Source organism: Pseudomonas fitomaticsae, assembly GCF_021018765.1.
GTDB lineage: Bacteria > Pseudomonadota > Gammaproteobacteria > Pseudomonadales > Pseudomonadaceae > Aquipseudomonas > Aquipseudomonas fitomaticsae.
Map to the genome: position 1 here is coordinate 5039217 of NZ_CP075567.1, position 24439 is coordinate 5063655.

Consider the following 24439-nt stretch of genomic DNA (forward strand, 5'->3'; position numbering starts at 1 on the left):
GGTTTCATGGAGTCCGGTTACGCCGCGTTTCGATGATGTTCGGCAACTGGGAAATCCGCCCCAGCAACCGCCCCAGCGCGTCCAGACCCGGAATCTCGATGGTCAGGGACATCAGCGCGGTGTTGTCCTCCTTGTTCGAGCGGGTGTTGACCGCCAGCACGTTGATCCGCTCGTTGAGCAGCACCTGCGAGACGTCACGCAGCAGACCGGAACGGTCGTAGGCGCGGATGACGATGTCCACCGGATAGGTGAGCACCGGCACCGGCCCCCAGCTGACCTGGATGATCCGCTCCGGCTCGCGCCCGGCCAGTTGCAGCACCGAGGCGCAGTCCTGACGGTGAATGCTCACGCCACGGCCCTGGGTGATGTAACCGACGATCGCATCGCCCGGCAACGGCTGGCAGCAGCCGGCCATCTGGGTCATCAGGTTGCCGACGCCCTGGATCTGAATGTCGCCGCGCTTGCCCGGTTTGTAGCCGGTCGCCTTGCGCGGAATCAGTTCCAGCTGTTCGTTGCCGCGTTCCGGCTCGACCAGCTGTTGCGCCAGATTCACCAGTTGCGCCAGACGCAGGTCGCCGGCCCCGAGGGCGGCGAACATGTCTTCGGCGGTTTTCATGTTGGCCTTGTCGGCCAGCTTGTCGAAATCCACCGCCGGCAGGCCGAGGCGATTGAGTTCGCGCTCGAGCAGGGTCTTGCCCGCCGCGACGTTCTGATCGCGGGCCTGCAACTTGAACCAGTGGACGATCTTCGCCCGCGCCCGGGACGTGGTGACGTAACCGAGGTTCGGGTTCAGCCAGTCGCGGCTCGGGGTGCCGTGCTTGCTGGTGATGATCTCGACCTGCTCGCCGGTCTGCAGGCTGTAGTTGAGCGGAACGATGCGCCCGTTGATCTTCGCGCCACGGCAGTTGTGCCCGATCTCGGTGTGCACGCGGTAGGCGAAGTCCAGCGGCGTCGCGCCCTTCGGCAAGTCGATGGCGTGACCGTCCGGGGTGAAGATATAGACCCGGTCCGGCTCGATATCGACCCGCAGCTGTTCGGCGAGACCACCGATGTCGCCCAGCTCTTCGTGCCACTCGAGGACCTGACGCAGCCAGGAAATTTTCTCTTCGTAGTGGTTCGAGCCGGACTTGACGTCGGTGCCCTTGTAGCGCCAGTGCGCGCAGACGCCGAGTTCGGCCTCTTCGTGCATCGAATGGGTCCGGATCTGGACTTCCAGCACCTTGCCTTCCGGGCCGATCACCGCCGTGTGCAACGAGCGGTAGCCATTCTCTTTCGGGTTGGCGATGTAGTCGTCGAACTCTTTCGGGATGTGCCGCCACAGTGTGTGGACGATGCCGAGCGCGGTGTAGCAGTCGCGCATTTCCGGCACCAGCACGCGCACCGCACGCACGTCGTAGATCTGGCTGAACTCCAGCCCCTTGCGCTGCATTTTGCGCCAGATCGAATAGATGTGTTTGGCCCGGCCGCTGATGTCGGCTTCGACGCCAGTGGCCTGCAATTCGTCCTTGAGCTGGGTCATCACGTCAGCGATGAAACGCTCGCGATCGAGCCGCCGCTCATGCAGCAGCTTGGCGATCTGTTTGTATTGATCGGGTTCCAGGTAACGGAAGGACAAGTCCTCCAGTTCCCATTTGATATGACCGATGCCGAGTCGATGCGCGAGCGGCGCATAGATGTCGAACACTTCCCGGGCGACCCGGTTACGTTTTTCGTCGTCGGCGGTTTTCACCGCGCGGATCGCACAGGTGCGTTCGGCGAGTTTGATCAGCGCGACACGCACGTCGTCGACCATCGCCACCAGCATCTTGCGCAGGTTTTCCACCTGGCCCTGGGTGCCGAGGACCATCGACTGGCGAGGGCTGAGGCTGGCACTGATCGCCGCCATGCGCAGCACGCCGTCGATGAGTTTGGCGACCACCGGGCCGAAGCGCTGGCTGACCGCCGCGAGTTCGATCTGGCCTTCGCGCACGCCGCGATAGAGAACCGCAGCCACCAGCGAATCCTGATCGAGCTTGAGGTCGGCGAGGATCTCGGCGATCTCAAGGCCCGTGCTGAAACTGCCGCTGCCTTCGGACCAGAGATTCTTCGCCGCATTGGATTGTTGCTCGGCCTGGCGAGCGTACTCGCAGGCCTCTTTCAAGGCTTCGCGATCCAGTGCCAGATCGACACTGACCGCATGATCGAGCCAAGCCTCGAGATTGATACTGCCGTCAGTGTTGATCGGCTGGTGTGCTCTCACCTGTACCATCTTGCTTTACCTTCCCTACGACGCAGATTCAATGCGTCAAATCACTGACCTTCAATGCCCGTTCGCGCTCGCGGGGCCAATGCGAGCGCTACGGACGACCAGTCGGATCAGACGAGCCATCCTGGCTCGCTTCAAATAACGCCATGGCCTCGACATGTGCCGTCTGAGGAAACATATCGAGAATCCCGGCACGTTTTAACCGGTAGCCCTGCTTGATCAATTCGACCGTATCGCGCGCCAGAGTTGCAGGGTTGCACGACACGTACACCAACCGTTCCGCGCCCAGGGTCGCCAGCTTGCGCACCACCTCGAAAGCACCGTCGCGCGGTGGGTCCAAGAGTACCGCAGAAAAGCCGTTTCCGATCCACTGAGCATCGGTCAAAGGCTGGGATAAATCGGCCTGAAAAAACTTTGTGTTATGCAAATTGTTGCTGGCGGCATTCGCCGCCGCGCGATCGACCATGGTCTGCACGCCTTCGACCGCCACCACTTCACGCGCGGCTTTCGCCAGCGGCAGGGCGAAGTTGCCCAGTCCGCAAAACAGGTCGAGCACGCGCTCATCGCTCGTCGGTTTCAACCAGTCCAGCGCCTGGACGACCATGGCCTCGTTGACCCCGGCGTTGACCTGAATGAAGTCCCCCGGCCGGTAGGCCAGTTGCAGGTCCCATTGTTCCAGACGGTAACCGAGCGACTGGGCATCATCCACCGGCTGCGGTTCGCCTTCGCCATGCAGCCACAGCTGCGCTTCATGGAACGCGCAGAAATCCTTGAGGATCGTCAGGTCGGCCTCGGACAGCGGCGCCATGTGACGCAGCAGAACGGCGATTGACGAGCCACTGAACAATTCGACATGCCCCAGCGCCTGAGGTTTGCTCAAGCGACGAAGCATCTCCGGCAAGCGGGTCATGATCGGCTGCAAAGGCTGTACCAGCACCGGGCAGTCGCTGATCGCGACGATGTCCTGGCTGCCGGCGGCACGGAAACCGACTTCAAGCTTTTTGGCTTTGCTGTCCCAGCGCACGGCGATCCGGGCGCGGCGACGGTAGCCGAATTCGGGACCGGTCAACGGCGCCGCCCACTCCTCGGGCTCGGCACCAGCCACCCGCGACAACTGCTCGGCGAGCATGCGCTGTTTCAGGGCAAGCTGTTCGTTGTGGGGCAGATGCTGAACGCTGCAACCGCCGCAACGGCCGGCGTGCTGACAAGGTGCGGGACGACGCAATTCACTGGCGGTGAATACGCGCTCGGTGCGCGCCTCGACCACTTTGCCGTGGGCGCCGAGCACCCGGGCTTCGACCTCTTCACCGGCGAGGGCGCCGAGGACGAACCAGGTTTTGCCTTCAAAAAACGCGATGCCGCGACCGTCATTGGCCAGGCGCTCGATGCTCAAGCGCTGCTTTTTGCCGGTCGGGATTTGCGGGGCCTTGCTGCCGCCGGTGGGCTGGAAGCGCAGGCCTCTCTCGTGCTTGGCCATCAGTTGGGCGCGTCGAAAATGCCGGTCGACAGGTAACGGTCGCCACGGTCGCAGATGATCGCGACGATCACCGCGTTTTCAACTTCTTTGGACAGGCGCAACATCGCTGCCACCGCACCGCCCGAGGACACGCCACAGAAGATGCCTTCTTCGCGGGCCAGACGCCGGGTGACGTCCTCGGCTTCGCTTTGCGCCATGTCGACGATGCGGTCGACGCGCTCGGCCTGATAAATCTTCGGCAGGTATTCCTGCGGCCAGCGGCGAATACCGGGAATGGCCGAGCCTTCCATCGGTTGCAGGCCGACGATCTGCACGTTGTCGTTCTGCTCCTTGAGGTAACGCGACACGCCCATGATGGTGCCGGTGGTGCCCATGGAGCTGACGAAATGGGTGATGGAGCCCTGGGTCTGACGCCAGATTTCCGGGCCGGTGGTGGTGTAGTGCGCTTCAGGATTGTCGCCGTTGGCGAACTGATCCAGCACCTTGCCACGGCCTTCGGCTTCCATTCGCTGGGCGAGATCGCGAGCGCCTTCCATGCCCTCTTCCTGGCTGACCAGAATCAGCTCCGCGCCGTAAGCGGTCATCGCCGCTTTACGTTCGGCACTGGAGTTGTCCGGCATGATCAGGATCATCTTGTAACCCTTGATCGCGGCGGCCATCGCCAGGGCGATCCCGGTGTTGCCCGAGGTCGCTTCGATCAGCGTATCGCCCTCGTGGATCTGCCCGCGCAACTCGGCACGGGTGATCATCGACAGCGCCGGACGATCCTTGACCGAACCCGCCGGGTTGTTCCCTTCGAGCTTGAGCAAAAGGGTGTTGCTGGTGACACCGGGCAGGCGCTGCAAACGCACCAGCGGCGTGTTGCCGACGCAATCGGCGATGGTTGGGTACTGCAAGGTCATGGCGTTTTTCGCAATCCGGACAGCGGGGGCGCCTATCATACCGGCAAACCTGCGCAGGCCATATCACGCAAAGTGTGGTGCTTATGGTTTCTTGGAATAAGCAATAAAAGTCTCACCAGTGGTGAGACTTTTCTGGTGTTCACACAATCTGCGGGCGAGTCATGTCCACTGTGGGAGCTGGCTTGCCAGCGATGGCGTCGGGAGCGACAACACTGTCATCCGCCACCAACCGCAGATTCAATCGCAATCCCGACGGGCCGTTCTCGGCCCACAGGGTTCCGCCCTGGCGTTGCACCGCGTTCCTCGCGATGCTCAGGCCCAGACCAAATCCACCGTCCCCCGGCCGCGAGCCGTCGAGGCGAATGAAGGGCGAGAAGATCCGCTCAAGATCCGCTTCGGCCACACCGCCGCCCTCGTCCTCCAGCCACAGGTGCCAGTAATCGCCATCTCGCCGACCATCGAGCCGCACGATGCCGCCTGGTGGGGAATGGCGAATGGCGTTGCGCAGGATGTTTTCCAGGGCCTGGGCCAGGGTGTTGAGATTGCCGCGCACCCAGCAGGAAGCTTCCACCCCACATTGCAACTGCCCCACCGGACAGCAGCTTTCGTAGCAGGCGTTTTCGGTGAGCATTTCCCACAGTGCCTGAATCTGGATCGCTTCGTCCGGCAACGGTGCGCGCTCGGTGTCGAGCCAGGCCAGTTGCAGGGTGTCTTCCACCAGCCGTTGCATCACGTCGACTTCGCGACCGATGCGCTCGCGTAACGGTTGCAACTGCTGCTCGCTTTCGCTGGCGACCCGCAGCCGGCTCAGAGGGGTGCGCAGTTCGTGGGACAGGTCGCGCAGCAGTTGCTGTTGCAGGGCCACGGTGGATTGCAGGCGTTCGGACATCGAGTCGAAGGCTCGGGCCAGTTCACCGAGTTCATCGGGGCGCTGGGTGATGCCACTCGACAACCGCACATTCAGTTGATCGGCACGCCACGCATTGGCCTGCTCGCGCAGATTGTTCAGCGGCACCACCAGCAGGCGATACAGGCCGACGCACAGCAGCAAGGTGAACAGACCGGGAATCACACCATTGGTGATGACCCGCCAGAACACCCGGTATTTCCCCGGCAGGAATCGCTCGGGCAACTCGATGACCAGACTGCCGGCCGTCGGATCAGTGGGGAACGGCACCCGCAGCCACGGCCGGCCCTTTTTGTGAATCGGCCAGTCAAGGCCTCGCAGGAAGGTCAGGTGCTGAAGCTCCTGAGCGTTCAACGGCTGGCTGCCCAGCGACTGCAGATTGCCACCGATCACGCCGACCCAACCGGCTTCGCGCAGCTCCATGCTTTGCAGCCAGCTGTCGATGCCATCGCGCTCGCCCTGCTGCCAGGCGCGTTCGGCCTCGGCGGCATAACGGCTCAGCGTGCGACGGGCGTCGTCGGAGAGGAACTGATTGCGCTGCTCCATGTACCGGCCCCAGGACCAGCTCAGCCAGATCATCAGCAGACAGAACGCCACCAGCAGGCAGGCGAGTTTCCAGAACAGCGAGTGCCGGCCCGGCAGGTCAGACAGTTTCATCGACGGCACTCAGGACGTAACCCTTGCCCCACACCGTGCGCACTTCCCGCTCGGTGTAGCCGACCGACTTGAGTTTGCGGCGGATCTGGCTGATGTGCATGTCGAGGCTGCGGTCGTGGGCCGCATAACCGCGCTGAAGAACGTGCTGATAAAGGAAGGCCTTGCTCAGGACTTCCTCGTCGTTGCGGTTGAGGGTTTCCAGCAATCGGTATTCGCTGCGGGTCAGGCCGGCGGGCTGGTCGAGGTAGAACACGTCGCACTGCTCGTCGTCGAAACGCAGCCCACCGACCGGCACCACCGGAGCGATGGCCGCCGGACGACGGTCGAGAGCAACCCGGCGCAAGATCGCTTCGATCCGCACATGCAGCTCGGCCATGCTGAAGGGTTTGGGCAGATAGTCGTCGGCGCCGAGGCGGAAGCCGCTGATGCGGTCGGCTTCGGCACCGAGGGCTGACATCAGCAGCACCGGCGTGGAATGGCTCTGACGCAGTTGGGTCAGGACGTTCAGACCGTCGAGCCCCGGCAACAGAATATCCATCAACACCACATCGAACGGCTGGCGCCGGGCGATGCTCAGGCCTTCGCTGCCGTTCTGGCACCAGGTGACCTGGAAGCCGCTGCGGCCCAGTTGTTCATGGACATAGGCACCGAGGACGGGATCGTCCTCGATGGAAAGAATGCGGGGTTGGCCAATAGAGACAGGAGTCATGACTATCTGCAAATAATTCTCAGTTGAGCGATTATTCAAGATTGCCCGGCGCCCGGCAACCCACGCTTGACCTGTCGGACAGATGACCGGCCTGCGAGTGAACAAAGACGACATCATTTTTCCAGGATTGCCCGCAAGCAAATCGCTACACTGCGCCGATACCGCGTGCCGGACGCACGTGTGAGTCAACGATCAGCGGGATGCAGGAGAAAGGCGTGCTCAAGAAACTGGGAATCAAAGGTCGCGTATTGTTGCTGACCCTGTTGCCGACCAGCCTGATGGCGCTGGTGCTGGGCGGGTATTTCACCTGGACGCAGCAGTCCGACCTGCAGACCCAACTGATGCAGCGCGGCGAAATGATCGCCGAGCAACTGGCTCCGCTGGTGGCACCGGCCATGGGCCACGGCGATGCCGAACTGCTCGAGCGCATCGCCACCCAGTCCCTCGAACAACCGGACGTGCGCGCCGTGACTTTCCTCGCGCCGGACCGCTCGCCCCTCGCCCACGCTGGCCCGACCATGCTCAATCAGGCGCCGAGCGGCGACAGCGCGCACTTGCTGCGACGCAGCGGCAATGACGCCACCCGCTATCTGCTGCCGGTCTTCGGCAAACACCGCAACCTCGCCGGCGAACTGATCCCGGCAGAATCCGACCGCCTGCTCGGCTGGGTCGAACTGGAGCTGTCGCACAACGGCATGTTGTTGCGCGGTTATCGAAGCCTGTTCGCCAGCCTGCTGCTGATTGCTGCGGGACTGGCCGGCGCCGCATTATTGGCCTTGCGCATGGGCCGTACGATCAATCGTCCTATCAGCCAGATCAAACAGGCCGTCGCACAGCTCAAGGATGGTCACCTGGAAACCCGCCTGCCGCCGCTGGGCAGTCAGGAACTGGATGAACTGGCGTCCGGCATCAACCGCATGGCCGGTACTCTGCAAAACGCCCGCGAAGAATTGCAGCACAGCGTCGATCAGGCCACCGAAGACGTGCGCCAGAACCTGGAAACCATCGAGATCCAGAACATCGAGCTGGACCTGGCCCGCAAGGAAGCGCTGGAAGCGAGCCGGATCAAATCCGAATTCCTCGCCAACATGAGCCACGAAATCCGCACGCCGCTCAACGGTATTCTCGGTTTCACCCACCTGTTGCAGAAAAGCGAGCTGACCCCGCGCCAGCTCGACTACCTGGGCACCATCGAAAAGTCCGCCGACAGCCTGCTGGGGATCATCAACGAGATCCTCGATTTCTCGAAGATCGAGGCCGGCAAACTGGTGCTCGACCATATTCCGTTCAACCTGCGCGACCTGTTGCAGGACACCCTGACCATCCTCGCCCCTGCCGCCCATGCGAAGCAGCTGGAACTGGTGAGTCTGGTGTACCGCGACACACCGCTGTCGCTGGTCGGCGATCCGCTACGCCTCAAACAGATCCTGACGAATCTGGTGAGCAACGCGATCAAGTTCACCCGCGAGGGCACCATTGTCGCCCGGGCCATGCTCGAAGAAGAAAACGACGACAGCGTGCAGTTGCGCATCAGCATTCAGGACACCGGCATCGGCCTGTCGAACCAGGACGTACGGGCGTTGTTCCAGGCGTTCAGCCAGGCCGACAACTCGCTGTCACGTCAACCCGGCGGCACCGGTCTGGGGCTGGTGATTTCCAAACGCCTGATCGAACAGATGGGCGGCGAGATCGGCGTCGACAGCACGCCGGGCGAAGGCTCGGAATTCTGGATCAGCCTGAACCTGCCCAAGACCCGCGACGATGCCGAAGACCTGCCCTCCGCGCCATTGCTCGGGCGCCGGGTGGCAGTGCTGGAAAACCACGAACTGGCGCGTCAGGCCCTGCAGCATCAACTGGAGGATTGCGGCCTCGACGTCACGCCGTTCAATACCCTGGAAAGCCTGACCAATGGCGTCACCGGCGCCCATCAGACTGATCAGGCCATCGATCTGGCCGTGCTCGGCATCACCAGCAACGACATGCCGCCGGAACGCCTCAACCAGCACATCTGGGACCTTGAGCACCTCGGTTGCCGGGTGCTGGTGTTGTGCCCGACCACCGAATTGACGCTGTTCCACCTGTCGGTGCCCAACCCCCACAGCCAGTTGCAATCGAAGCCGGCCTGTACCCGCAAACTGCGCCGGGCGTTGTCGGACATGGTCAACCCGCGCCAGCCGCGCAACGAACCGGGCGAACCATTGTCGAGCCGCGCGCCGAAAGTGCTGTGCGTCGACGACAACCCGGCCAACCTGTTGCTGGTGCAGACGCTGCTCGAAGACATGGGCGCCAAGGTGCTCGCCGTCGAAAGCGGTTACGCGGCGGTCAAGGCGGTGCAGAACGAAACCTTTGATCTGGTGCTGATGGACGTGCAGATGCCCGGCATGGACGGACGCCAGAGCACCGAAACCATTCGCCAGTGGGAAAGCGAGCGGCACTGCACGCCGCTGCCGATCGTCGCCCTCACCGCCCACGCCATGGCCAATGAAAAACGCGCGCTGCTGCAAAGCGGCATGGACGACTACCTGACCAAACCGATCAGCGAGCGGCAACTGGCGCAGGTGGTGCTGAAGTGGACTGGCCTGGCGCTGCGCAATCAGGCGCCGGACCGTGGCAGCGAAAGTCTGCTGGGCAATCAGGAACTGCCGATTCTCGATCACGAAGAAGGTTTGCGCCTGGCTGCCGGCAAGGCGGATCTGGCGGCGGACATGCTGGCGATGCTGCTGGCATCCCTCGAGGCCGACCGCGAAGCCATCCGTACCGCCCGCGACAATCAGGATCAGAACAGTCTGCTCGAACGGGTGCATCGCCTGCATGGCGCCACCCGGTACTGCGGCGTGCCGCAATTGCGCGCTGCCTGCCAGCGCAGCGAAACCCTGCTCAAGCAGCAGGACCCCAAAGCCTCGACCGCGCTGGACGAGCTGGAACGGGCGATCAATCGTCTGGCGGCCCAGGCGAAGATCAGCGCCTGATCCACGGCAATGCCGGTCAACGCCGACGCGGCTACAGTTGTCGCGGGTGATTTGCGCCCGCGTCGATGCTCCAGGAGGATTTCATGCGCACGATCGTTTTCAGCAGCCAGACCTACGACCGCGACAGTTTCCTCGCCGCCGACTGCCCGGCCGGAATCGAACTGCACTTCCAGCCGGCCCGGCTCAGTCTCGATACCGCAGCGCTGGCCGAACATCACGAAGTAGTCTGCGCATTCATCAACGATGACCTGAGCGCCCCTGTGCTGGAACGTCTGGCCGCCGGCGGCACCCGCCTGATCGCCTTGCGTTCGGCCGGCTACAACCATGTGGACCTGGCCGTCGCCAAACGTCTGGGGCTGGCCGTCGTGCGCGTACCGGCCTACTCGCCCCACGCGGTGGCCGAGCATGCGGTGGCGTTGATCCTCGCCCTCAACCGGCGCCTGCACCGCGCCTATAACCGCACCCGCGAAGGCGATTTCAGCCTGCACGGTCTCACCGGTTTCGATCTGGTGGGCAAAACGGTGGGTATCGTCGGCACCGGGCAGATCGGCGCGACCTTCGCCAAAATCATGCACGGTTTCGGCTGCGAACTGCTGGCTTACGACCCTTATCCGAACCCTGCCGTCGAAGCGCTGGGCGCACGCTACCTGAGCCTGCCGGATCTGTTGGCACAGTCCCGGATCATCAGCCTGCACTGCCCGCTCAACGAGCAGAGCAAACACCTGATCAACCGCGATTCGCTGGCGCACATGCAACCGGGGGCGATGCTGATCAACACCGGGCGCGGCGGTCTGGTGGACACGCCGGCGCTGATCGACGCCCTGAAGGACGGCCAGCTCGGTTATCTGGGACTGGATGTGTACGAAGAGGAAGCTCAGCTGTTCTTCGAGGACCGTTCCGACCTGCCGCTACAGGACGACGTGCTGGCGCGGCTGCTGACATTCCCGAATGTGATCGTCACCGCGCATCAGGCATTCCTGACCCATGAGGCGCTGGGCGCGATTGCCGCAACCACCTTGCACAACATCGCGACCTGGGCGGCAGGTACGCCGCAGAACCAGGTCGAAGGCTGAACGATCGGACTCAGACCGGGGGCGGCGTCGGGGAAATCGCCACGCACAGCATCAACAGCCCCAGCCAGCCGAAGCCGAAGAAACGTTGCTTGAGGGTGTGCCCGCTGCGCAGCAGGAACCAGACAAACACCAGCGGCATCAGAAACACCATGATCTTCAGCCAGCCTTCCACCGGACGCGAGCCGTCCGGGTTGACCACAGGTTCGACAAGCTGCGAACGACGGCGTCGCCCCGCAGCGGCCGGCATAATCTTCGGCCGTTCGGGAGCCGGTGGCGGAACATAGGCCTCGGGCACTGCCCTGTTGCGCGGCAGGCTGCCAAAGGAAATTGTCGACGTGCCCTTTTCGGCGTGCGCAGCCTGCGCCTCTGCCGTCGGGGCTCCGCAATGAATGCACGCCGTGGCTTCGGAGCTGATGCTCCGCTTGCATTCATAACATTCGATCAGCGCCATGTCCCGTTCCTTGAAAATGAAGGCGGCAGTTTGCCACGACTGTGGTGTCGATTTGAACCGGATCGAAGGTCGCACGCGCGCATCATTCTGCAATCAAGCCCGTGCTAGCATGTCGCGCATATTTGGAGGACCCATGGTCGAACACGATTTCCGCTACACCCTGATGAACCCGCAACACACCCTCACCGAATGCCGCGCCCTGGTTCCGGGCCGTTATCAGGTCACCGGCAACGGTGGCTCGATCCGCATCGGCGACGTGCTGGTCGTGACCCTCAAAGGCAGCAAGGACTTGTCCATGCGCCTGACCGTCGACACCGTCCGCCACCTGATCAACCCGCCGGGTCAATGGACTGCCATGACCACCGGCCCGGTGTTCGGTGAACTGGCGATCCACACCTGGCAGGTCAACTGCGACAGCTGCGCCAAGGAACTGAGCTTCGAATTCGCCGTGGACGCCAAGCTGGGCAAGCCTGCGGAAAAACCGGCCGCCACTGCACGCATCGCCGAGCTGGGCTGGAAAGCCGTAGGCGACAAGCACCTGTGCCCGAAATGCCAGGAGCCGGCGTGATGAAACACCTGGCCCTGACCGCCGCTTTCGGCGCCGGCCTGATGGGGTGCGCTGCGGAGCCTGTGCAACTGCAACAGAACCGCAGCTACATTCTGGAATGGATCGGCGAACGTCCGCTGATGGACTACAGCCACCTGACCGTGACCCTCGGCGATGATGGCCGGGCGTATGGCAATGGCGGCTGCAACCACTGGTTCGCGCCGTACACCCTGGAAGGCGACAAGCTGAGCTTTGGCAAGATCGGCAAGACCCGCAAACTCTGCGCACCGGCGCTGATGGAGCAGGAGCAACGCTTCCTCCAGGCCCTGGAGCACGTGGAGCGCTGGGACATCTCGCCGATCGAACAGATGCGCTTCTGGCCGGCTGAAGGCAAGCCGTTGCGCTGGTGGCTGGAAGAAGGCTGATCCTGCTGCACTGAATGATCGTTCCCACGCTCTGCGTGGGAACGATCCTCAGTTTGTTGCCTGCAACGCCTCAAGCTTCGCCATCACCCCCGCCGCCGTCTGCTCACCCATCAGTTGTTCCCGCACCTTGCCCTTGTTGTCGATGATGTAAGTCACCGGCAGGGCTTCACTGCGCGGCAGTTCGAACAGTTCCGACGGATCCTGCGCCAGCACGGTGAACTTGATGCCCAGTTTTTCGCTGGCGCTCTTCAGCTCTTCACCCTGCACGTTGTCGAAGTTGACCCCGAACACGCCGATCTTCTTGCCCTTGAGCTCGTCGGCCAGGTGATTGAGTTCCGGGATTTCCGTGCGGCACGGGCCGCACCATTCGGCCCAGTAGTTGAGCACGACCCATTGTTTGTCGAGGCGCTCGGACGCCACTTTCTGCCCGTTCTGGTCGATACCGTAGTCGTTACCGCAGCCCCCCAGCATCAACGCCCCGATGATCGTCAATGCCGCTGCCAGTGCCCGTGTCATGTCGTGTTCCTTGTGAAAAATTGAATGCGCCTGCGACCCATCGCCTCCCAAGGTTCTGGATTGCGCGCTGCACAGTTAGAATAGCCGCCACTCTACGCAAGAAGCGACCCGCCCATGACCGATCTGACGCTTTATCACAACCCGCGCTGCTCGAAATCCCGCGGTGCGCTCGAACTGCTCGAAGCCCGTGGCCTGACGCCGAACGTGGTGCGCTACCTCGAAACGCCGCTGGACGCCGCGCAGATCAAGGCCTTGCTCGGCAAGCTGGGCATCAGCGCACGGCAACTGCTGCGCACCGGCGAAGACGAATACAAGACCCTGAACCTGGCCGATGCCGGTCTCACCGAGAAACAATTGATCGAAGCGATCGCGGCGCATCCGAAGTTGATGGAGCGACCGATTCTTGAAGCTGGCGACAAAGCCGTCATCGGCCGTCCACCGGAGCAGATCCTGGAGCTGCTGCCGTGAGTGCGCCGTACATTCTGGTTCTGTATTACAGCCGCAGCGGTTCGACCAACGAGATGGCCCGGCAGATTGCCCGTGGCGTCGAACAGGCCGGCCTCGAAGCACGCCTGCGCACCGTGCCGGCGATTTCCACCGAGTGCGAAGCCGTGGCACCGGACATTCCGGATGAAGGCGCGCTGTACGCCACTTTGGATGACCTGAAGAACTGCGCCGGCCTGGCCCTCGGCAGTCCGACCCGTTTCGGCAACATGGCCGCGCCGCTCAAGTACTTTCTCGATGGCACCAGCAACCTGTGGCTGACCGGCGCGCTGGTCGGCAAGCCGGCCGGGGTGTTCACGTCCACCGCCAGCCTGCACGGCGGTCAGGAAACCACCCTGCTGTCGATGATGTTGCCGCTGCTGCACCACGGCATGCTGATCACCGGCCTGCCCTACAGCGAGTCGGCGCTGCTGGAAACCCAGGGCGGCGGCACGCCGTACGGCGCCAGCCATCACGCCGGGGCCGACGGCAAAAGCGGTCTCGATCAGCACGAAGTGGCGCTGTGCCGCGCCCTCGGCGCACGCCTGGCCAAGACGGCCCAGAAACTGGGGAACTGAGATGGCCAGAAAGCCGAAAGTCCTGCCCGCCGTCGAGTGGCTGGAGCCACGGGTGCGGGCGATGCGGGTGATCAGTCTGCTGTGCTTTTTCGGCCTCGCCGGACTGCTCGCCGCTTATTACCTGGTGTTCGCCGACCTGCACGGCGCGCGGCCGTGGGTGATTCTGCTGATCGAGCTGATCCCGTGGATCGTGCTCGCACCGGGCATGATCATGGGCAGCGCACGCGGGCATTCGTGGATGTGCTTTGTGGTGAATCTGTATTTCATCAAGGGCGCACTGGCGGCGTATGACCCGAGTCGGCAGCTGTTTGGTGTGCTGGAGATGATCGCCAGCCTGGCGGTGTTCTGCTCGGCGTTGCTGTATGTGCGGTGGCGGTATCAGTTGAATCGCAAACTGGCGGGCGAAGGCGAGATTTCCGTCGCCTGACAGACCGCTATCGCTGGCAAGCCAGCTCCCACAGGTTCCGGGATCGTTCCCACGCTCTGCGCGGGAACGATCACTCGCTCTCAATGATTGACGGTATACGCCAGCATCATCGATATCTGGCTCATCGGCCGTCCGCCACTCTCTTCATGCCACTGGTTGAACGCGTTCTGCACCGTCGCCAGATCCCGCAGACTGCTCGGCACCTTGTCGACGATCTTCTGTGCATTCAGCGCCGCGACCACGTCGTAGCTCGGCACGAAGGTGTCCTTGCCGACCATTCGCAAGAAGCGTGGCGCCGACAGCCCGCCCAATTGATGGCCGTGCTTTTTCAGGTACGTCCACAAACCGACGATATCGGTCACCGGCCAGTCGGCGAGCAACGCGCCGAAACTACCCTTCTCTTTCTCGACATCCAGAATGAACTGCGCATTGCGCGGCACACTCTTGAGCTTGCCCAGGTGACGGATGATCCGCGCATCCTGCATCAGCCGCTCAAGGTGTTCGGCACTCATGAGCACGACCTTTTCCGGGTCGAACTTGAAGAACACTTCTTCGAAGGCCGGCCACTTGGCGTCCACCAGACTGTGCTTGAGCCCGGCACGAAACACCCGCAGGGCCATGGTCGAGAGATAACGATCGTCGCTGATCTTGCGCAGTTGCGCCGGGGTCTTGGGAACGGGCAGATGGGCTTCCAGTTCAGCCGCCGAACCGAAGCGGTTCAGACAGTATTCGTGCAGCCACTTGTAGTCGCGCATGCCCTCTCCTAAAAAACGAATTGAAAACGGCGCCCGCGAGCGCCGTTTTTTTCAAGCGATCGGATCGCTTACAGGTTCACCACATTGACGAAACGCGAAGCCGCCGTCTCGTCGATCTTCAGGCTGGTGAAATCAAACAGGTTACGGTCAGCCAGTTGCGACGGGATCACGTTCTGCAGGCTGCGGAAGATGCTTTCGGTACGGCCTGGGGTCTTGCGCTCCCAGTCCACCAGCATTTCCTTGACCACCTGACGCTGCAGGTTTTCCTGAGAGCCGCAGAGGTTGCACGGGATGATCGGGAATTGCTTGAAGTCCGAGTAGGCCTGGATGTCTTTCTCGTTGCAGTAGGCCAGCGGACGGATCACCACGTTGCGCCCGTCGTCGGCGCGCAGCTTCGGCGGCATGGCCTTGAGGCTGCCGTTGAAGAACATGTTGAGGAAGAACGTCTCGACGATGTCGTCGCGGTGATGACCGAGGGCCATTTTGGTCGCGCCGATTTCGTCGGCGAAGGTGTACAGCGTGCCGCGACGCAGGCGCGAGCACAGCGAGCAGGTGGTCTTGCCTTCCGGGATCAGTTCCTTGACCACCGAGTAGGTGTCCTTCTCGACGATGTGGTACTCGATGCCCAGCTCTTTCAGGTAGGCAGGCAGCACGTGCTCGGGGAAACCCGGCTGCTTCTGGTCCATGTTCACGGCGACAATCTCGAACTTGATCGGTGCAACCTTCTGCAGGTGCATCAGCACGTCGAGCATGGTGTAGCTGTCCTTGCCCCCGGACAGGCAGACCATGACCTTGTCGCCGTCTTCGATCATGTTGAAGTCGGTGACGGCTTCGCCCGCCAGACGGCGCAGGCGCTTTTGCAGTTTGTTCTGGTTGACCGTAAGAGTGCCCATGACGCGAAATCCGTGAGGTGTGACGAAAGGCCGGCATTTTACGCAAAAACACTTCGCTTGTGGCCACAGGTTGTCGCCCCCCTCGAATGCCCGTTTGCACAGACCCCGACGCGATTACCCCGAGGTTTTACAGCGCGATTTGCTCTAAGCCCCTACCACCTGTGCGGTTAAGACCTTTCTATACTGCGACATAAGGTCGCACACAATCTGAAGACCTGTATTTGCTCGGCCGCATTGGCCCGTAGGCGCTCCGCTGGGGGGCGATGGCAATAACGAGAGGAGTGACTGGCATGATCCATCACGTAGTGGGACTTTTTACCCACCCCGATCAGGAATGGAAGGAAATCCGTGGCGACCAGGAAGAAAGCATCAGCCACATGTACCTGACGCACACGCTGATTCTGGCGGCGATCCCCGCCGTTTCGGCATTTATCGGCACAACTCAGGTCGGCTGGGTGATCGGCAACCGCGCACCGGTGATGCTCACCGTCGAAAGCGCGTTGTGGATGACGATCATGTCTTACCTGGCAATGCTCGGCGGGGTCGCGGTCATGGGTGCCTTCGTGCACTGGATGGCCCGCACTTATGACGCCAACCCGAGCCTGGCCCGTTGCGTGGCATTTGCCACCTACACCGCGACACCGTTGTTCGTCGGCGGGTTGGCGGCGCTCTATCCGCACATGTGGCTGGGGATGATCGTCGGCACGGCGGCCATCTGCTACACGGTGTACCTGCTGTATGTGGGGCTGCCGACCTTCATGAACATTCCGTCTGACGAGGGCTTCCTGTTTTCCAGCTCGGTGCTGGCGGTGGGTCTGGTGGTGCTGGTCGCCATCATGGCGTTTACCGTGATCGTCTGGGGACTGGGCGTGGGGCCTGTCTACACAAATTAGAGAGCCACCAATTAGCTGGCCGCAACGCCGAGAAGAACAAGATCCGCCAACACAGGCCGCCGCGAGGCGGCCTTCTCGTATCGGTTGAAAAGGAGCGACGACCATTCGGCAGCTCGACGATACGCAACGCTGCGGGGTTGCGGCATACTCGACGCCTCTGGAGATCCATCAAGCATGCCCGAGCAACTCAATACCCGCGTCGAAGACTGTTTCCAACTCGCTGAATCCTTTTTCAAACGTCCCTTCAAACGCCCCGTGGTGAGCCTCAAGCTGCGCGGGCAAAAAGCCGGGGTCGCGCATCTTCACGAGAACCTGCTGCGCTTCAATCCGCAGCTGTACCGGGAAAACACCGAACATTTCCTCAAGCAGACCGTGGCCCACGAAGTCGCGCACCTGATCGCCCATCAGCTGTTCGGCGACCGCATCCAGCCCCACGGCGAGGAGTGGCAACTGATCATGCGCGGCGTTTACGAATTGCCGCCGGATCGCTGCCATACCTATGAAATCAAACGCCGCAGCGTGACCCGTTACATCTATAAATGCCCGTGTGCGGATAGCGATTTTCCGTTTTCGGCGCAGCGCCATAGCCTGGTCCGGCAAGGTCGACGCTATTTGTGCCGCCGCTGTCGCAACACATTGGTGTTCAGTGGCGAGATGCGGGTGGAGTAGGCAGATTTGTGTTGGCCTTATTGGCCCCATCGCTGGCTTGCCAGCGATGGGGCCGGTACAAACACTAAAGAATGACCTTGGCCCGCCGCAGCTCTTCAATTTTCGAAGAACTGAAGCCCAACTCCGCCAACACCTGATCCGTATGCTGCCCCAGCGCCGCCCCGACATGCCGCGGCGCCGGCAACGCTTCGGAAAACTTCAGCGGGCAAGCAATCTGCGCCTGCGCCGAGCCATCCCCGCGCGGCACTTGCGTCACCAGTTCCCGCGCCTGCAATTGCGGATGCTGCACCGCCTCGCCCAGGTTCAACACCGGCTCGACGCAGGCATCGATCCCGGCGAACAGCTCGCACAGTTCGGCAAAGTCATGCTTCTCGAACTCGACCTTCAAGGCGTCCTTGAGCGCTCGCTGCTGCTCGGGTTTGGGTGACAAGCCCTGCGCCGCCAGTTCCGGCCGGCCCAGCGCCGCACACAGTTGCTGCATGAAGGCCGGTTCCAGACTGCCCACCGACATCCAGCGCCCGTCGCGGGAGCGGTAGTAATCGTAGAAGCTGCCGCCATTGAGCATCTGATCCTCCCAGCCCGGCTCTTCGCCGCAGGCCAGATACCCGGCACCGGCCATGGCGTTCAGGCTGAACGCGCAGTCGGTCATGCTCACGTCCAGATGGGTGCCCTGCCCGGTCTGCTGACGCGAAATCACCGCCGCCAACAGGCCGATCACCCCGTGCAGCGAGCCGCCCGCCACATCCGCCACCTGCATGCCCAGCGGCAAGGGCCCGCTGTCGGCGCGCCCGGTGTAACTGGAGAGCCCCGCCAGCGCCAGATAGTTGATGTCGTGGCCGGCGCGATCCTTGTAGGGTCCGGTCTGGCCGTAACCGGTGATCGACACATAAATCAGCTTCGGATTGATCGCCTTCAGCGCCTCGTAACCCAGCCCCAGCCGCTCCATCACACCGGGGCGAAACTGTTCCAGCACGATGTCGTAATCCGCCAGCAACTGCTTCACCAACTCCAGCGCCTCGGGCTGCTTGAGGTCCAGCGCCAGGCTGCGCTTGTTGCGGTTGAGATACGCGTGACTGGCCGAGACGCCGTGATCATGGGGCGGCAACACCCGCACCAGGTCGAGCCGGTTCGGCGATTCGATGCGCAGCACTTCGGCACCCATGTCCGCCAGCAGCAGCGAGGCAAACGGCCCCGGCAACAGGGTCGAGAAATCCAGAATCTTCAGTGAGGCCAGCGGTGCAGACATGGGCATTCTCCATCAACGATGCATGCAGCCTAGGCAGCCCTCGGCGATGGGGCAATTACCGGATGCATCAGTTGCGCTGACCGTTGCGCTCAAACAGCAGACAAGAAAAAACCCGCCGAAGCGGGTTTTTCCATTCAAGCGATGCTTACTTCACATTGCTCGGGGTCGGGCCTTCGGCCACACCCAGGTCATCTTCTTCACGCTCGTCGGAGATACCGCGACCGCCCGAGGCCAGCTCGGATTGCAGCACGTCGGTGTCCAGCTCCTTGACCCACTTGGCCACGACGATGGTGGCTACGGCGTTGCCGACCAGATTGGTCAGGGCGCGGGCTTCGGACATGAAGCGGTCGATACCGAGGATCAGCGCCAGACCGGCCACCGGCAGGTGACCTACCGCCGACAGAGTGGCCGCCAGTACGATGAAGCCCGAACCGGTCACACCGGCTGCGCCTTTGGAGGACAGCAGCAGCACCAGCAGCAGGGTGATCTGATGGGTGATGTCCATGTGGGTGTCGGTCGCCTGAGCGATGAACACGGCCGCCATGGTCAGGTAGATCGAGGTACCGTCGAGGTTGAACGAGTAGCCGGTCGGGATGACCAGACCCACCACCGATTTCTTCGCGCCCAGACGTTCCATCTTGATCAGCATGCGTGGCAGCGCCGATTCCGACGAGGACGTACCCAGTACGATCAACAGCTCTTCACGGATGTAGCGCACCAGTTTGAACACGCTGAAACCGTGAGCCCGGCAGATCGCACCCAGCACCAGCACGACGAACAGTACGCAGGTGATGTAGAAGCAGATCATCAGCTGACCCAACTGCACCAGCGAGCCGACACCGTAGGCACCGATGGTGAACGCCATGGCACCCAGCGCACCCAGCGGCGCGAGTTTCATGATCATGTTGATGATGTTGAACATCACGTGGGCGAAGCGATCGATCATGTCCAGCAGCGGACGACCGTATGAACCCAGGCGATGCAGCGCATAGCCAAAGATCACCGAGAACATCAACACTTGCAGGATGTCACCGGTGGCGAATGCGCCGACGATGGTGTTCGGGATCACGTTGAGGAGGAAACCAACGATGCTCTGGTCTTTACTGGCCGTCACATAAGTGGCGATTTTCGAGGCGTCCAGGGTGGTGACGTCGATGTGCATGCCGGCGCCCGGCTGCACAACGTTGACCACGACCAGACCGATCAGCAGGGCAATGGTGGAAACGATTTCGAAGTACAGCAGCGCGTAGCCGCCGGTCTTGCCCACGGATTTCATGTTCTGCATGCCGGCGATGCCGCTGACAACGGTACAGAAGATGATCGGCGCAATGACCATTTTGATCAGTTTGATAAACCCGTCACCCAGTGGCTTGAGCGCCACACCGGTCTGTGGGTAGAAGTGACCGAGCAGGATGCCGATGGCGATGGCAACGATCACCTGGAAATACAGGGATTTGTACAGTGGCTGACGAGTCGTCATTGCAAAGTTCCTCAAGAGTCCCGCGCGGCAACATCCATCTGTTGTACGCGACACTTGAATTGCGAACCCTCCTGCACTGGAGGGATTTGTTGTGTCGAACGGCGCTTTTCCGGACCGGCTCGGCGCACGCTTCTGTCGCTCTTATCGCAAACGTCGTGCCACTTTGGTGCAAATCGCTGCAAGCCTTTTGATATCAGGGGATACGGGTTTTTCTGTGTCACCGTTCGGTTACTCAAGTGTGGCGGATTTCCGCCAACTCGCCCGACCTCGTCCTACAATTTGGCGGAAATCCGCCTTGTTACCGATCAAAGGCAGCCGCTACCATCGGTCGCCAGAGGAAGGATCTGCCGCTCATGCGCGAACGCACCATCGCCAGTCATTTTGCCCGCGCCGCCCTCGGTGGCGCGCGGCGCTCGGGTTACGACTATTCGGACCTGCTGCAGCAACTGGGCATCAGCCCCGAACTGCTCGACGAGCCGCGCGCGCGGATCGCCCCGGAACAATTCACCCAACTGATCCAGAACCTGTGGCTGGCCCTGGACGACGAATACCTGGGCTTCGGCAACGCACCGAGCAAACCCGGAAGCTTTGCCATGATGTGCCACGCCATCATCCATTGCCGCAGCCTGGAGAAGGCTCTGCAACGCGGCTTATTGTTTTATAGCCTATTCCCCGAAGCCCCGCGCCTGACCCTGACCCATGAAGACGAATGGGTACGCCTGAGCCTCGACGATGCGCAATTGTGGGACCCGGATCACTTTCTCAGCGAGAGCCTGCTGGTGATCTGGCATCGCCTCGGCAGCTGGCTGATCGGCCAGCGGATTCGTCTGCAACAGGCGAGCTTCAGCTACCCGAAACCGGCGCACGGTGCGGAATACGATCTGCTGTTTTCCTGCCCGCTGGAATTTTCGGCAACGCAAAGCAGCCTGGTGTTTCACAGCCGCTATCTGCACATGCCGCTGTTGCAGGACGAACGCACCCTCAAGCATTTCCTCGAACGCTCCCCCGCCGACCTGCTGTCCCGCCCCGACGACGGCAACAGCCTCAGTAGCCGGTTGCGCCGTTTGCTCAGCCATGACAGCGCACGCTGGCCGGACCTCGAAGCCGTGGCGGCGCACCTGCACATCAGCCCGCAAACCTTGCGCCGGCATCTGCGCGAGGAGGGCACCAGTTTTCAGGAGTTGAAGGATCAGTTGCGGCGAGACATTGCGATTTATCACCTGGGGCGGGCGGATCTGTCGTTGCAACAGATCGCCGAACAGCTCGGGTTCTCCGAGCCGTCGGCGTTTCACCGGGCGTTCAAAAAGTGGACGGGGCTGACACCGGGGGCTTATCGGGCGCAAGAGCAGTAGGCCGTCACACCGCCGGAAAGTGAATCCTGAACGCCGCCCCGCCCATTGGCGAATCGCCCAGGGTCAGTTTCGCGCTGTAGCTCTCGATGATGTCCTTGACCACCGCCAGCCCGATCCCCTGCCCCGGATGCTGGCGATCGAGGCGCTCGCCGCGTTCGAGAATCCGTGCGCGCTGATCCGGTGGGACGCCGGGGCCGTCGTCTTCGATGCACAGTTCGCTTCCGGAATGGCTTTCGCGCACGCTGATGCGCACTTCGCCCAGGCACAGGCGATAGGCGTTTTCCAGCAGGTTGCCCATCATTTCCAGCAAGGCGCCCTGCTCGATCGGCACGTAACAGTGCTCCGGCAGATCGAAGGCGACGCGCACATGCTTGTCGCGGTAGACCTTGTCCAGCGTGTCGCACAGGCTTTGCAGCACCGGGCGCAGGCGTACCTGATGGCGCACCAGACCGCTTTTGCGCAGGCTGGCGCGCTGTAACTGGTAGCCGATCTGCTGGCTCATGCGTTCGATCTGGGTTTGCAGCACCCAGGCCTGATCGCGGTCTTCGGGGCGCTGGGCCATGTCTTCGCTGACGCCTTGCAATACCGCCAGCGGGGTTTTCAGGCTGTGGGCCAGATCGTCGAGGGAATCGCGGTAACGGCTGCGCTGCTGACGTTCGCTGTGCAGCAGGCGGTTGAGGGAACCGGTCAGGCGCAGCAGTTCGCGCGGGTGTTGTTCGCTGAGACTTTCGAGGGTTCCGCCTTCGATTTCGTCGAGCTCCTGACTGAGCCGGCGCAAGGCTTTCAGGCCCCAGGTCAGTCCGATCCACAACAATGCGAGCAGCACCAGCAACGCTGCACCGAAACCGAGGTAGAGGTTTTCCCGCAGGCCTTCGAGGGTGGTTTCGTATTCGCGCACCGGTTGCAGGGCCACGATACTGAAGGCTGCGCTCTTGCCGCCGAGCAGTTTGACTTCGACGTCGTAGACGAAAAATTCCTGACCGTTGGCCTCGCGGATCCGTGCGAACTCGTTGCCGAGGCCGTCGTAGCGCGGCGTGTAGTTGATCTTCTCTTCCTGGGTGCCCTTCGAACGCCAGACCAGATGCCCTTCGCGGTCATAGATGTAGCCGAGCAGGCGATTGTCCGTGAGGTTGAAGCGCTCGTCGGGTAACTGCGCCGGCATCATCAAGCGGTTGTTTTCAACCCGCGCGGCGGAGATCAGCGTAGTGACGTCGGACGCCAGCCGCTGTTCGATCGAGTCCTGCAGTGCCAGGCTGAACGCGCCCTGCATCGCCGGGAGCAACGCGAGCATGAACAACACCGCCAGGGTGGTGGCGGCGAGCATCAGCCGGACGCGAAGGGAACGGATCAAGTGCAGCGCTCATTGAACAGGTAACCGAGGCCGCGCACGGTGTCGATCGGCTTGAACCCGGCCGGGCCTTCGAGCTTGCGGCGCAGACGGCCGACCAGCACTTCGATCACGTTCGGATCGCGCTCGTCGTCATCCGGGTACAGCTGCTCCATCAGCCGATCCTTGGGCACTACTTGCTGGTGATGACGCATGAGATATTCGAGGATCCGGTATTCGTAGGCGGTCAGCGCCAGCGGTTGCTCATCGAGGGTCGCCTGCTTGCGATTGAGGTCCAGTAACAGCGGGCCGGCGACGATGGTCGATTGGGTGAAACCGCTGGAGCGGCGCAGCAACGCATTGAGCCGCGCTTCGAGCTCTTCGAACTGGAACGGCTTGACCACGTAATCGTCGGCGCCGGCGGCCAGGCCTTCGACCTTGTCCTGCCAGTTGCCGCGCGCGGTGAGGATCAGGATCGGAAAGGTCTTGCCGCCCGAGCGCAATTGACGGATCAGGTCGAGCCCGCCCATGCCCGGCAGGCCGAGGTCGATCACCGCCAGGTCAAAGTTGAATTGCCCGGTCTGGTACAACGCCTCTTCGGCGTTGGCCACGGACTCGACCACGTGACCGCTCTCCGTCAGGCGGGTTTGCAGGTGATGGCGCAACAGCGCTTCATCTTCGACGACCAACAGTTTCATGACGCTCTCCCGGGTAAACCGACAACTCCAAAGGCTTTCGCCTCACATGGCTACGCCGGGTCGCCCCTCGAAGGACGACCCGGCGCGGGCCTGACGCCAATCGCTTAGAAAGCGTAGTTGGCCGACAGGTAAGTCTGGGCGCTGCTGGTCAAATCCAGCGAGCCTTGCTTGCTGCCGCCGCTCTCTTTCATCTCGGTGCTGGCGTTGCTGCGCAGGTAACGGTAACCGAGTTCGACCGAGGTGTTCTGCGAGACTTGCTGCAGCACACCGAACTGACCGCCGACGGCGTAACCGATGTCGCTGTCGCGGCTGTAGCTCGGCGAATCCTGGGTCAGCTTGGTCAGACCGGCCGTGGCACCGCCGAACAGCTTGGTGCTGCTACCCACCGGGTAGAACAGATCGTAGCTGCCCAGCAGGTTTTCCTGGCGCAGTTTAATGCCATTGTGCGAGCCGGACACGTTGTCGTAGGTGGCGTAGTAGCGACCCTGGCTGTTTTGCTGACCCAGACGCAGGCCGTAGGTGTTGTTGCCGTCGATGGCCGCGGTGGCGTCCGGGTGGCCGAGGTTGTCGTTCAGGGCGTTGGATTTCTTGATCTTGTCGCTGGTCTGGCCAAAGGTCAGGCCGGCGAAGTTGGTGGTGGTGTCGGCATGGGCGGCGATGCTTGCGCTCATGACGGTGAAAGCCAGCAGCAGTTTGTTCAAACGAGTCATTGAGTGTTCCTCAGTTGTGCTCTTCGGGTATGGCGCAAGGTTACTGGCCC

The 24439-nt window shown here is 62.2% G+C and carries 24 protein-coding genes; 10 read left to right on the plus strand and 14 right to left on the minus strand.

Annotated features, from left to right (window positions below; translation table 11 throughout):
* Nucleotides 1-4 precede the first annotated feature (4 nt).
* The 5 genes from relA to KJY40_RS22765 form a co-directional block, all read right to left on the minus strand.
* Nucleotides 5-2248 carry a GTP diphosphokinase gene (gene relA / locus KJY40_RS22745; RefSeq protein WP_007957789.1) on the minus strand — a complete coding sequence of 748 codons (2244 nt, stop codon included), beginning with the start codon at nt 2246-2248 and terminating at the stop codon, nt 5-7.
* A gap of 88 nt (nt 2249-2336) precedes the next feature.
* On the minus strand, nt 2337-3722 hold the full coding sequence (gene rlmD, locus KJY40_RS22750) for a 23S rRNA (uracil(1939)-C(5))-methyltransferase RlmD (protein ID WP_230732978.1): 1386 nt from the start codon (nt 3720-3722) through the stop codon (nt 2337-2339).
* Complete coding sequence (cysM, locus tag KJY40_RS22755) at nt 3722-4624, minus strand: cysteine synthase CysM (protein WP_045121847.1); 903 nt, start codon at nt 4622-4624, stop codon at nt 3722-3724. Before cysM ends, rlmD begins: the two co-directional genes overlap by 1 nt.
* Nucleotides 4625-4763: 139 nt before the next feature.
* On the minus strand, nt 4764-6188 hold the full coding sequence (locus KJY40_RS22760) for a sensor histidine kinase (RefSeq protein ID WP_230732979.1): 1425 nt from the start codon (nt 6186-6188) through the stop codon (nt 4764-4766).
* Nucleotides 6175-6897, minus strand: coding sequence for a response regulator transcription factor (locus KJY40_RS22765; protein WP_230732980.1), 723 nt, complete (start codon nt 6895-6897; stop codon nt 6175-6177). The genes KJY40_RS22760 and KJY40_RS22765 overlap by 14 nt, the downstream gene beginning before the upstream one ends.
* Nucleotides 6898-7112: 215 nt before the next feature.
* Here KJY40_RS22765 and KJY40_RS22770 point away from each other — a divergent pair, with 215 nt between their 5' ends.
* Both KJY40_RS22770 and KJY40_RS22775 read left to right on the plus strand, forming a co-directional pair.
* Entirely contained in the window at nt 7113-9866 is a 2754-nt protein-coding gene (locus KJY40_RS22770; protein WP_230732981.1) for a response regulator, read from the plus strand.
* An 83-nt stretch (nt 9867-9949) separates the two neighbouring features.
* A complete protein-coding gene (locus KJY40_RS22775; RefSeq protein WP_230732982.1) occupies nt 9950-10939 on the plus strand; it encodes a 2-hydroxyacid dehydrogenase in 990 nt (329 codons plus the stop codon).
* 10 nt (nt 10940-10949) lie between these two features.
* On the opposite strand, the gene KJY40_RS22780 is transcribed toward KJY40_RS22775, so the two are convergent.
* Nucleotides 10950-11390, minus strand: coding sequence for a hypothetical protein (locus KJY40_RS22780; RefSeq protein WP_230732983.1), 441 nt, complete (start codon nt 11388-11390; stop codon nt 10950-10952).
* Nucleotides 11391-11523: 133 nt separating this feature from the next.
* On the opposite strand from KJY40_RS22780, the gene KJY40_RS22785 reads away from it, so the two are divergent.
* The gene (locus KJY40_RS22785; protein ID WP_007957770.1) at nt 11524-11958 is read left to right on the plus strand and encodes a hypothetical protein; all 435 of its coding nucleotides are present in this window, start codon (nt 11524-11526) and stop codon (nt 11956-11958) included.
* On the plus strand, nt 11958-12362 hold the full coding sequence (locus KJY40_RS22790; protein WP_230732985.1) for an META domain-containing protein: 405 nt from the start codon (nt 11958-11960) through the stop codon (nt 12360-12362). Before KJY40_RS22785 ends, KJY40_RS22790 begins: the two co-directional genes overlap by 1 nt.
* A gap of 48 nt (nt 12363-12410) precedes the next feature.
* On the opposite strand, the gene KJY40_RS22795 is transcribed toward KJY40_RS22790, so the two are convergent.
* Complete coding sequence (locus KJY40_RS22795; protein WP_007957768.1) at nt 12411-12878, minus strand: TlpA disulfide reductase family protein; 468 nt, start codon at nt 12876-12878, stop codon at nt 12411-12413.
* 114 nt (nt 12879-12992) lie between these two features.
* Between KJY40_RS22795 and arsC the strand changes: the two genes are divergently transcribed.
* Genes arsC through KJY40_RS22810 form a run of 3 tightly spaced genes read left to right on the plus strand, consistent with a single transcriptional unit; the run spans nt 12993 to nt 14366 of the window.
* Nucleotides 12993-13346: an arsenate reductase (glutaredoxin) gene (gene arsC, locus KJY40_RS22800; RefSeq protein WP_230732986.1), complete on the plus strand. Its 354-nt coding sequence runs from the start codon at nt 12993-12995 to the stop codon at nt 13344-13346.
* Nucleotides 13343-13939 carry an NAD(P)H:quinone oxidoreductase gene (gene wrbA, locus KJY40_RS22805; protein ID WP_007957765.1) on the plus strand — a complete coding sequence of 199 codons (597 nt, stop codon included), beginning with the start codon at nt 13343-13345 and terminating at the stop codon, nt 13937-13939. Before arsC ends, wrbA begins: the two co-directional genes overlap by 4 nt.
* A 1-nt stretch (nt 13940) precedes the next feature.
* Nucleotides 13941-14366: a DUF2069 domain-containing protein gene (locus KJY40_RS22810; RefSeq protein WP_039772886.1), complete on the plus strand. Its 426-nt coding sequence runs from the start codon at nt 13941-13943 to the stop codon at nt 14364-14366.
* An 80-nt stretch (nt 14367-14446) separates the two neighbouring features.
* Here the strand turns inward: KJY40_RS22810 and KJY40_RS22815 are convergent, their stop codons facing one another.
* On the minus strand, nt 14447-15121 hold the full coding sequence (locus KJY40_RS22815; RefSeq protein ID WP_085683575.1) for a DNA-3-methyladenine glycosylase I: 675 nt from the start codon (nt 15119-15121) through the stop codon (nt 14447-14449).
* A gap of 68 nt (nt 15122-15189) precedes the next feature.
* On the minus strand, nt 15190-16014 hold the full coding sequence (ttcA, locus tag KJY40_RS22820; RefSeq protein ID WP_064598661.1) for a tRNA 2-thiocytidine(32) synthetase TtcA: 825 nt from the start codon (nt 16012-16014) through the stop codon (nt 15190-15192).
* Between the two features lie 290 nt (nt 16015-16304).
* Here ttcA and KJY40_RS22825 point away from each other — a divergent pair, with 290 nt between their 5' ends.
* Together KJY40_RS22825 and KJY40_RS22830 are read left to right on the plus strand one after the other, a co-directional pair.
* Entirely contained in the window at nt 16305-16907 is a 603-nt protein-coding gene (locus KJY40_RS22825; protein ID WP_007957761.1) for a Yip1 family protein, read from the plus strand.
* A 174-nt stretch (nt 16908-17081) separates the two neighbouring features.
* The gene (locus KJY40_RS22830) at nt 17082-17576 is read left to right on the plus strand and encodes a SprT family zinc-dependent metalloprotease (protein ID WP_085607401.1); all 495 of its coding nucleotides are present in this window, start codon (nt 17082-17084) and stop codon (nt 17574-17576) included.
* A gap of 64 nt (nt 17577-17640) precedes the next feature.
* On the opposite strand, the gene KJY40_RS22835 is transcribed toward KJY40_RS22830, so the two are convergent.
* Together KJY40_RS22835 and KJY40_RS22840 are read right to left on the minus strand one after the other, a co-directional pair.
* Complete coding sequence (locus KJY40_RS22835; protein ID WP_230732987.1) at nt 17641-18822, minus strand: CaiB/BaiF CoA transferase family protein; 1182 nt, start codon at nt 18820-18822, stop codon at nt 17641-17643.
* A gap of 145 nt (nt 18823-18967) precedes the next feature.
* Complete coding sequence (locus KJY40_RS22840; RefSeq protein WP_230732988.1) at nt 18968-20302, minus strand: dicarboxylate/amino acid:cation symporter; 1335 nt, start codon at nt 20300-20302, stop codon at nt 18968-18970.
* 353 nt (nt 20303-20655) lie between these two features.
* Between KJY40_RS22840 and KJY40_RS22845 the strand changes: the two genes are divergently transcribed.
* Nucleotides 20656-21654 carry an AraC family transcriptional regulator gene (locus KJY40_RS22845; RefSeq protein ID WP_230732989.1) on the plus strand — a complete coding sequence of 333 codons (999 nt, stop codon included), beginning with the start codon at nt 20656-20658 and terminating at the stop codon, nt 21652-21654.
* Between the two features lie 4 nt (nt 21655-21658).
* On the opposite strand, the gene KJY40_RS22850 is transcribed toward KJY40_RS22845, so the two are convergent.
* The 3 genes from KJY40_RS22850 to KJY40_RS22860 all read right to left on the minus strand — a co-directional run bounded on the left by KJY40_RS22850 (nt 21659) and on the right by KJY40_RS22860 (nt 24389).
* Nucleotides 21659-23005, minus strand: coding sequence for an ATP-binding protein (locus KJY40_RS22850; protein ID WP_085683579.1), 1347 nt, complete (start codon nt 23003-23005; stop codon nt 21659-21661).
* Nucleotides 23002-23679, minus strand: a complete 678-nt coding sequence (locus KJY40_RS22855) for a response regulator transcription factor (protein ID WP_007957754.1) — start codon at nt 23677-23679, stop codon at nt 23002-23004. The genes KJY40_RS22850 and KJY40_RS22855 overlap by 4 nt, the downstream gene beginning before the upstream one ends.
* Before the next feature lie 104 nt (nt 23680-23783).
* Nucleotides 23784-24389, minus strand: coding sequence for a hypothetical protein (locus tag KJY40_RS22860; protein WP_007957751.1), 606 nt, complete (start codon nt 24387-24389; stop codon nt 23784-23786).
* Nucleotides 24390-24439: the final 50 nt, after the last annotated feature.